Below are 9,346 nucleotides of genomic sequence, written 5' to 3'. Positions count from 1 at the left end.
CTCGCCGAAGCACTCGATCTCCATCCGGACGCGATCGATCCGTCAGCCCTCTCGATCGAGGCGCCCTTGGCCCTGCGGCGTCGGGGCGTGGAAGGCAAGATCGTCGTCGGCGACCACGCGCCACAGCCCGATCGCACGCTGCTGCGCGCGCTCTCGCAGGCCCATGCCTGGGTGGCCGATTTGCGCGGAGGCAAGCCCTTCGGCGAAATCGCTGCCGCAACACGGCATTCGGAATCCTACATCCGCACCCGGGCGCAGCTGGCCTACCTCGCGCCCGCGATCCAGGGCGCCATCCTCGAGGGACGACAGCCGGCTGACCTCATGCTCGAACGGATCATCCGCAAACCGGTACCGTTGGACTGGGACGCGCAGGCCAGGATGTACGGGTTCGCGCAAGATCCGCGACATCCCTGATCTGCGCGCAGGGTTCCCTGTTCCTGCGGAAAACTTCCCTGATACTCGCGAAAAAGTTCCCTGTTATTTCGCATAGGGAATTTGCCTGTAAGCCCCTGATAAAGCTCGCGGATTCAGGGTCTGAATCAGGACGAGAGGCCCGATCCCGGGAAGATTCCCTGCAAATTCCCTGTTAGCAGGGAAATTCGGGCCTAACCGAAGCGCATGATGGTGCCTTCGGAGACGGCGCCGGGAAATCGGGATGATACAGGGATGAGTGGCCGTCTCTCCCGCAGATGACCCTGGCCAACCCCTCGGAAAAACGGGAGAAAACAGGGAAGAAACGACTGCGCTAACAGAGACAGGGGTGGGTGGCGGAGGGGATGGGTCTGAAAGACAACCTTCTCCGGTCCGCCGAAGTACCCTCGAAACTCCGCGCGTTCCTGTTTCGAGTGAAGGTCAGTCAACGGAAAGCTCCTCTGGAAAGAGGGCGATGATACGTCGAAGTTTGGGGCGCCTGAATGGGAGACCTGAAACTACGACATCAGCCCCAAGTTTCCTGCACAGAACGTCAAGAACCGAACGCTCAACAGGAGTTGGAAAGAGGCTGGCATTCTCTACGGGCGTCATTTCATTTAACCGTACCAGCAGTTCCCAATCGCGAAGCACCGTCGCTGCATCGCCGGTGCCCTCGATTCCGACAACTATCCTATGGACCGTCGCGCCAGTCCCGGTGATCTCGTCTTCAACCTGAGCGACGAGAAGAGGGGCTGAAATGCCGCGAGCACGTGACAAGAACACCTGCTGCTCCATGCTGTCCGAGATTGCACGGTCAAGCAAAGGATGGCCAACGCCAACAAGCTTGGCTAAGGAATTATCCGAGCGCATGAAGCGATCAAAGGTGAGTGAATCGTACCTATCGCGCAGCTCAAGACTCCCTCGCCATGCTTCAGGTGTGGCGACTGAAAGTCCCTCGTCGCCTTTGGTCACGCGACGACCCGCCAGCGCCATGGTGTTTCGAAAGAAGGGTTCCAAGGCCGGCAGGTCGAGCTTAGGGATTTCCTCCCCTGCCGACTGAAAATCGTATCGGGCAACATTCCCGAGCATGGCGCGCACTGTTTCAACCGCATCGCGTCCGCCAAACTGCTGCGTACTCTGGTCAAACCAGCTTGCCAGGCCGCTACTGCTTCGCGTCGAACCTTGTGAATAGATGTCATCAAAGAACTGGCTGCCAGCCATCCCAATGACCAGCTGCGAAATATCCTCTGGATCATCCATTGAAGCGGAAAGAGTTTCCTGAATCCGTGCAAGCTTCTCCTGCAGGAGAGACCATATCCGTGCTTCCACGGTTTCTGGATTGCGCAGCAGGAAGACGCTGACAGCGCGCTTCTGACCATAGCGGTTGAGCCGGCCAACCCGTTGATGCAGTCGCATCGGGTTCCATGGCACGTCGATATGGACGAGTACGGCACAGCGTTCCTGCAGGTCGATGCCTTCGCCCCCCGCCTCGGTGGAAATCAGAAAGCGGGTCCGACCAGCATTGAAATCGTCAGCAGCGGCGTCGCGTGAAAGTGGGAGTACCGTTTCGGTGCCGTCGGTAGAGGTGACGACAAGACGCTGGTCACCATTGATGAAGCCAACGCAGCCTTTGCCGAAACGCGCCTCAAGCGCCTCGTGAACAAGCGCTTGGGTGGCCTTGTACTCGGTGAACAGGAGCAGTGGCTCACCCTCAGGTAGATCGCGTTCGATCAGATCAAGCAGCGTGGCGATCTTTGTTTCGCGGCCAATTTCGGTCGACAGATTCAGAATCTCGTCAAGGCGGGCAATCTCATCCTGCATCAGCAAGACTGCGGTCTCGCTTGGACGGGATTCTTCGGCCTCTGCAATTTCGTCGAAAGTCTCGGGTTCGGTTGTGTCACGAGGTGTTGCATCCAGGACAGTGTTGGCCAGCATGGCCCGTCTGCGCCGCAAGGCCCGAGTGATTGCCGCAATCGAGCTGGCTGCAAGCTTCTGCAGAGCGATCAGCAAGAGCATTCGCGCGGTCTGCTGGCGGCCGGAAAGACTTGCCGCATAGGCCCGTCCATCCAGGATGAACTCGCTCATAGTATGATAGAAGGCAGCCTCGGCCTCGGAATATCCGTAGTCAATGGCGCGGGTTGCCACCGGGCGGAACAGCTTGTTTCCGTCGAGGTCCGTCACCAGTGCCTTGTTGTTGCGAATCATGGCATTCGGCAGTGCCGAAAGCTGTTCCTCCATTTCCTTTTCCGGATCGAAAAGATCGGGCCGCAAGAGCTGCATGAGCGCCAGGAAGCCGAAGTCCTTGCCCCTGTGTGGCGTGCCGGTGAACAAAACGAGTGACTCGATCCGGCCGGCATCCTCGAGGTCGCGCAGCAAACCGTAGGTCAGAGTGGCTGCCCGCTCCTGCGCCTGGAAGTGGTGCGCTTCGTCCACGATGACCAAGTCCCACGGCTCGGCTTGCAACAGGCGCTTTCGGGGCTTGTCCATGCGAAGCGTGTGGAAGGACGCGACAACCTGGTGCGCGGTTTCCCAGAAACTGATGCGACCTCGGTCGCTGTCCGCAGTAAATTCCTGCAGGCGTATATCGAACATCGTCTTCATTCTTGCCCGCCACTGCGGAACCAGCCGCGCGGGCGCAAGAACCAGTACACGCCTTATTCTGCCAGATGCGATCAACGGCTCGAGGATCAGCCCGGCTTCGATCGTCTTGCCAAGCCCCACATCGTCTGCGACCAGCCAGCGAATGGGCCACGCTCGCGTTACCTGTCGGCACACCCAAAGCTGGTGCGGCAACAATTGGACTCGGGAACGCGAAAACACTCCCCACTGATCGTTCACCGAAGCGATGGCCAATGCCTGTGCCCTGCACAGAACAGCACGGCTGTCGTCCATCTGCCCGGCCTGCAACGCAGTTTCGAGAGATCGCTGCAGGCTAATACTCTCGCGCTCGACCTGATGGATGGCGGTGCCAAACCGGGCCAGAACCGTAGGACCGAGGTCGGCCACCACAAACCCCTCGCCATGGGTTTGATGGCGGACAAGTTGATCCGTCTCAAGCTTCGTCATTGTCCATCGCCATCAGATCGTCGTCCATATCGCCGTAATCACTTCTGAGATAGCCGCGTCGACTCGAGAGAACCAGCAATTGTCCCTCATGTCGCGCATGACTAATGATCTGCATGGGCAAATCCAAATCGCCAAGAAAACCAGCATCAAGGCCGAGGTAGGCCCTGACGGTGTCGTAGATCTCACGAGATTGGTCCATATCACCGGCCTCACCCAGATCGAGGTCAAGCTCGTAACGACACAGTTTGCGGACGCGCCGGGAGGCAGCCCAGCCGTAGGGGGCGAGTAGGTGCCGGTCATCGTCCCCCCACAGACCGGCGCGCAGGCCTTCCCGGATCAGCCAGTTGGCACCAAGGCCCAGGCTTTGCGTCAGCGGAGCACCTTCAAGCCCCCGTCTTTGCCAAATCGGCGAAGCGCTCGGCTTCCAGACTTCCTTCAAAGAGATCACCTCTTGGGTCTGCAAGACCTTAGGCAAGTTACGATAGGCATCGACGTAATCGGGAAGCCAGTGTGCCAGAACGTAAAGGTCGGCCAAAGCCCGGCGCCACTGAGGATAGTCAATTCGCCATGCGTCCGCGCTAGCGAAATCCTCAAGCCTGCGCAGCCATGGTGCGGGATCGTCCGGCAGTCGTGCCGTGGCCATTTCCTGCCACCAGCCCGTCTGTCTCGCTCTGGTTATAAAGTTGCGATGCGCGCCGTCTGGTGTCCGGCCCAAAGTGCGAAAGATCGCCAGTGCGAAGAAAGTGAACCAGCCCTCACGCTGAGATGCAACATCCTGCGCAGCAAGGTCGCGCGGATGGAAGCCATGAGGATAGACTCGTGTCTCGTAGGTCTTTCGCTCCTTCTCGTGGTTACCTTGCCACCAGTCGTGCAGCCGTCGAAGGAATGCTTGGGGATCGGCTGGCTGATGTTCATCCTCATACAACCCGGGCTGAATTCCACCGGACCACAGAAGGCGTTGTTCTGCGGGGTAGAGTATACCGAGCAACTGCGGCAAATTTTCGGACGCAACTGATTTCCCGGATGGGCAGGCACGGAATTCCTCTGACGTATCCGGAAGCCATCCGGGGCGACTTTTTGCGATCAACTGGCCAAGTTCGCTGCCCTGCCTGCCTTCTAGGATATAGGACAGAACAGCCCGTTGCTCTGCGTCCCCGCTGGCCAAGCCGGCCCATTGCGCCAGAGCGGTTGATCCGCGCTGAAAGCCGCTTTGGCGCATTGCAAGGCGGTAGAACTTCAATGCAGCGCCAGCATAACCACGATCTGCAAGATGCTTCGGGGGCGCAAAATCCAGAATGCGTCGTTCTTCGCGTCGTTCTTCCTCGTCCCCGTCCCTTGCATTTTGCGGGGGCAAGGCTGCCGTGTGCCACCCCCAGTCACTCATCTGGAACAACAAGGACGATAGAAACTCCAGAAGTTCGCCTTCTTCCTGCTTGTCGTTGAGCGATTTTACGAAATCATCGTCGACAAGCCTGCCAAGGCGCTGAGCGAGATCAGGTGGAACCCGCTTTGCCGCACCGATCTCGTGGCGCAACAGGTCAACCAGCTTGAAAGGTCTTGGACGCTCAAACCCCAGGCCCTCGATCCGGTTTGCGACGTCGCCTGCGATGGCAGCGCCTCCGATCACGCCCATTGCCTGCCAGTCATGCAGCGAGGCGAGCAATTTGCGATCGGCAATCGACCCTGTTATCACGAAGCGTGCTTCATCTGCCCGCAGGAAAGGGCTGAATGGTGTGGGGAGACCACTGGCAAGCGCGGCGCGCTCGGCAATCAGCCGGCCAAAACCGCGATCCTTTTCATGCAGGTTTTTGGCGAACGGGTCGTCCTGATCTTTGGCGAACAATCCGTCAAGCGACCGCAGAAAACCTTGCGGGCCTTGATCCTCTGACCTGTCCGACAATCCGGCGCGTTCGGCTAGAACGGCCCAGTGCCCCGTGACCAGATCATAGAGCTCCACCAGCCGCAGGCCGAGGGTCCGTCCAAACTCGGCAAACATTTCTTCGCGCTCGGTTTCGCTGCCAGCCAGGCGGCCGCGGCCCGGATCGACCCGAAAGCGTCTCCCGTTCATCAGCCAGCCAACGGAAAGCTTTTCCGCAAGCGGCGCAAGCAGCCACAGACGCGGCAAGCCTTCTGGCGCGGCTGCTGGTCCCTGCATGTCCAGCGGCAAGAACAGAGTTGTCTCTTCGCCAAGATCGAGCGCAAGCGCATGACCCGAGCCGCGCCCACCGAATGATACCAGCCTGATCCACTGAACTCCCAGTTCGCGAAACTCTGCGGACCAGTCGCCGGAGCCGTCGATCTCGATATGTCGAACCGATCGGCTCATCGCTGGCAGCCATGGCACCGCCTGTCTGAAAGCAGCCAGCGCCCGCCCCGCATCCTCGCGCCGCTCCGGCTCTATCTCGGCTTCTATCACCGTGGCAGGACGACCATCCGCGCCTTGCCGCACCGACAGCTCACGCCCCTCAGCCCATACTTCCGGCAGCATACCACCCTTGATCCGGCAGGACACGAAATGGCTTGCGATCGACACCCGCTTCGAAAGCAGATGCACGCTTTTGAAACCCAGACCAAAACGGCCCGTCACGTCCTCGCGCTTTTCCGACAGGTTCATCAACAGCATATTGAAAAGATCGCTGCGCCAGCCCTTCTTGATCCCTTCGTCAACGTCCGGGCCTGGATGGTTGATCAGCCGCCCCCAATGGCTGATGGACAAATGATCACCGCCATATTCCAGACGAAACCGCGCCTCCGTCGAGACTGGATGCTGATGGGTCGCATCATCGGCGTTCTGGAATAACTCGAACAGCACCCGGGCAGGATCGTAACCGTAATCCTTAATCCGCTGTCGTATCGCGCCGAGGAGTTCGTCAGCAGTCTTGGGCGATGCAACCTTTTTCCATAGCGCATGCTTTGCGGCCGGTCGTGCCTCTTCCTGTCTCTTTCCGGCCGGGAGGGCGTCGATGCTGTCCTTGTAGGCTTTGCGCGCTTCCCAAAGCCCCGACCTATGCTGTGGCTTCAATTCGTCCAGGACCTGCGGCAAGCGATCTTCAAGTTCGGCCCTTGCGGCGTCCACCGTGGCCTGATCCAGCCGATCACACTCGTCGGCAAGCCGGTCGAGTGCATCCAGGCAAGCCGCCTGTTCATTGCGATGCCCGATCATTACCTCGGCCAGCGCCGTACACAGCGTCTTCACATCCGGCGAGGACGGTTGCGTCCCCGAGTATGCAGCGACGTTCAAAGTGTAGGAGCGAATGTTCCTGCCACCGATCCATACACTCCGCACACTATTGGCTGTTCCACCAAGAACAGTCAGCGGAGTGGCATCTCCAGTTGGCACATCCGCAATGGTACCCGCGAGCGTTGTGACATTGATCCATTCAGGCGGGCTGGTGATTGTGTTGAAGTTTAGGCGCAACGAACTCCTTCGGTCGGCAGCGGTTGCCAACAACTTTTGCGGTACGAACCTTCGCAAGACTTCAGTGTCCAGCCTTGCCCAGACCCGCTCAATATTGGAATCTGCAACGGACAATGATTCTTTGGCAAGTTTTCGAGCTGCCGACGACCGTTCGATCATCCCCACACACAAAATCAGAAGGTCCGGCGGGACGTGCGCCCGCGCAAACTCAAGAATGTCTTTAAAGCTATTAAGGGCATTGATCCCGACCGACGCCTGATCTGCCGCCCTTTCATGGGATTGATTGTTTAGAGCGGGTGAGCGCACCTCATCAACGGGCAATAGCTTGACCAGACCTCGGTGCAGAAGGTGGCTGGCTGGGACACCCTTGCCTGATAGGGTCACGCTATTTCCCAAAGCCCAGTTTTCGGCCTCGGTACGCACGTAGATTTGGCTGAACAGGGCGTGACGCTCTGTTTCCGGCCATCGCCCCAGCTCTTTGAAGGCTGTGGTATAGACACGCCATGCAGCGTCGCGGGTATTCGCAGTGTCGATCGGCTTTTCAAGCGAGGAAAGGAGGGACTTCGCCGCGTCGATGTCGCCATGCTTCACCGCGCCGAAGGGGCGCAGGAGTTCCTCTACCGGCAAGTCCGACAACCGCAGAAGCGCAGCAAGGAGAGGCCAGCCCGGCAGGCCGATGGCCACACCATAGCTGGCAATCGTCTTCATGTCAGAGGCGACCTGAGCACATTCCCCCATCACCGCAACGGGTCGTGCGTCCTCGATCAGCAACATCAGCCGCTCAAGAGAGCCGACCTTATCCGGCATGACCCGATGATTGCGGAGCATTTCAGAGGCATCCTGGTTGGACAGTTCCTGCGCGAGTTCGTCAACGGGCAGAAAGGCCAGGCTGCCCTCTTGCGCCAGTGTCTGGCGGGCTGCGTTCAGAATGTCCGCTTCAAGATCCAGAATATCATCCGGCGCCCAGGTGCCCCCGCGCCGGTCCGTTAGCCACTTCGTGGTGCGGATTGCAGGCGGCAGGGCAAAGCCATCTGTTGCAAGCGCCCCAAGAATTTCGTTCGCAAAAGATTGTGGCTTTGATTGACGCAAAGCGACTTCGATCAGCGATGCGGGCGTCCAAGGCGATACAAGCCGTTCCATGCGAGCGTCGCTTGAGGCGTGGTTGAGGCGCCGCAGAATTGGCACATGTTGGGCCAGCGCAGGCGGAACGGGAAAATCTCGCTCGACCCTCCAGATCTCTGAAGCAGTCAACTTATGCCCGTCCCTTGACGGAAAGATCGGTAGGTTGCGCAAAATCTCTTCGGGAACGTCGGATTGCAGCAGGGCAAGAGCGGTCTCGTCATGCAGGGGCGGCGACCGCAGCTTGCCGATGTTTCGGTACAGAAGCTCACCAAGCTCGGCGCCCCTGAGCTCGGTGACCTCTACGAGTTTTCGTTCCCGTCCATTTAGCCCACTCAGGATTTCAGGATCCACAAGAAGGCTACCACTTTCGCCGGCGACGAGGTCTGCCGCGAGGTCGGCAACCGGCCCCATGCCCTCGGCAAGCGCACATAGCCGGGTCCGGTCATCACAGATTTTCCCTGCCGCCATGCTGCGCATGGCTTGGCGCGCTTGAGGCGCTTCGGCGAAGTGGCTTTGAAGAAATCGAGCGCGCGCCTCGACGGAACCGAAGCCATCAGACGTGACAATCAGCTTGGCGACGTTTTCACGCGTGGCATCGGTAAAACCGAAGGGGTGGCCAATGTCATCGAGCAAGTCGGCCTCGGCCTTGCGGATGATCAGCGCCCCGCGCTCCGGTGCCGCCTCGAAAAGCGCCTTGACCAATTGCTGCGCCTGGGGACTGTCCCTAAACAACCGCCGCTCCCGTGACGCGGTAACGAGATCGCTCAGGCTGACAAGAATCGCTACTCCACTGCCGTTCGTGGCGCGGAGGATATGCAGCCGTCGGCACACCGGATCATCAAGGAATGCGGCCAACTGCCGTCCAAGCAGTCTGACGATACAGAGGGCTGCCGCACCTGCTGCCTCATGGTCGCCGCCACGCTCCAGAAGCGGTGCAATCCCATGTAAGAGCGCTGTCGCTTCGGCAGTGCTAATGCTTTGCCGCATCGCCCCATCGGGCAACAACTCCTCCGACAGGCAAAGCGGACCCTCACGCGCCTCGGCAAGGCTGCGTAGGATGCGGCGCGAGCGCCCCGCCGATTTTGGCAATCCGATGACCTGATCCGGCGGCAGGAATCCGAGGATGGCGCGAAGATGCTCTTCATTTGCAAGGCTTGCGCTTTCCAGCAATGCCTTGCGAAACAGATCCAACAGGCGCGGCGCGGCGGCCTGCCGCAAGCGGTCATCCTGCCCAACAGCGACCTCCAGAAGTTCTGCGAGGGCCGCCGCGTTCCCGCCTTGCAAGAACACCCGGGGCGACAGCTGCCTCAGCAAGTCTAAGATCTCGTC

General features: G+C 59.6%; 2 protein-coding genes and 1 pseudogene. 1 reads left to right on the top strand and 2 read right to left on the bottom strand.

The window, feature by feature from the left end; translation table 11 throughout:
• Positions 1-414 (top strand): annotated as a pseudogene (locus ACN0SW_RS19920) (recombinase family protein); the annotation flags it as partial.
• Positions 415-852: 438 nt separating this feature from the next.
• Here the strand turns inward: ACN0SW_RS19920 and ACN0SW_RS19915 are convergent.
• Positions 853-3,477, bottom strand: coding sequence for a DEAD/DEAH box helicase (locus ACN0SW_RS19915; protein ID WP_417729647.1), 2,625 nt, complete (start codon positions 3,475-3,477; stop codon positions 853-855).
• Complete coding sequence (locus ACN0SW_RS19910; RefSeq protein ID WP_417729646.1) at positions 3,464-8,650, bottom strand: hypothetical protein; 5,187 nt, start codon at positions 8,648-8,650, stop codon at positions 3,464-3,466. The genes ACN0SW_RS19915 and ACN0SW_RS19910 overlap by 14 nt, the downstream gene beginning before the upstream one ends.
• Between the last annotated feature and the right edge of the window lie 696 nt (positions 8,651-9,346).

Origin of the sequence: Roseovarius sp. (assembly GCF_048262375.1) — a bacterium.
GTDB lineage: Bacteria > Pseudomonadota > Alphaproteobacteria > Rhodobacterales > Rhodobacteraceae > Roseovarius.
This window is presented reverse-complemented; position numbering and strand designations above follow the sequence as displayed.

Excerpts from the sequence above, each read along its gene's own strand:
- ACN0SW_RS19915 (WP_417729647.1), bottom strand. The coding sequence starts at position 3,477 with ATGACGAAGCTTGAGACGGATCAACTTGTCCGCCATCAAACCCATGGC.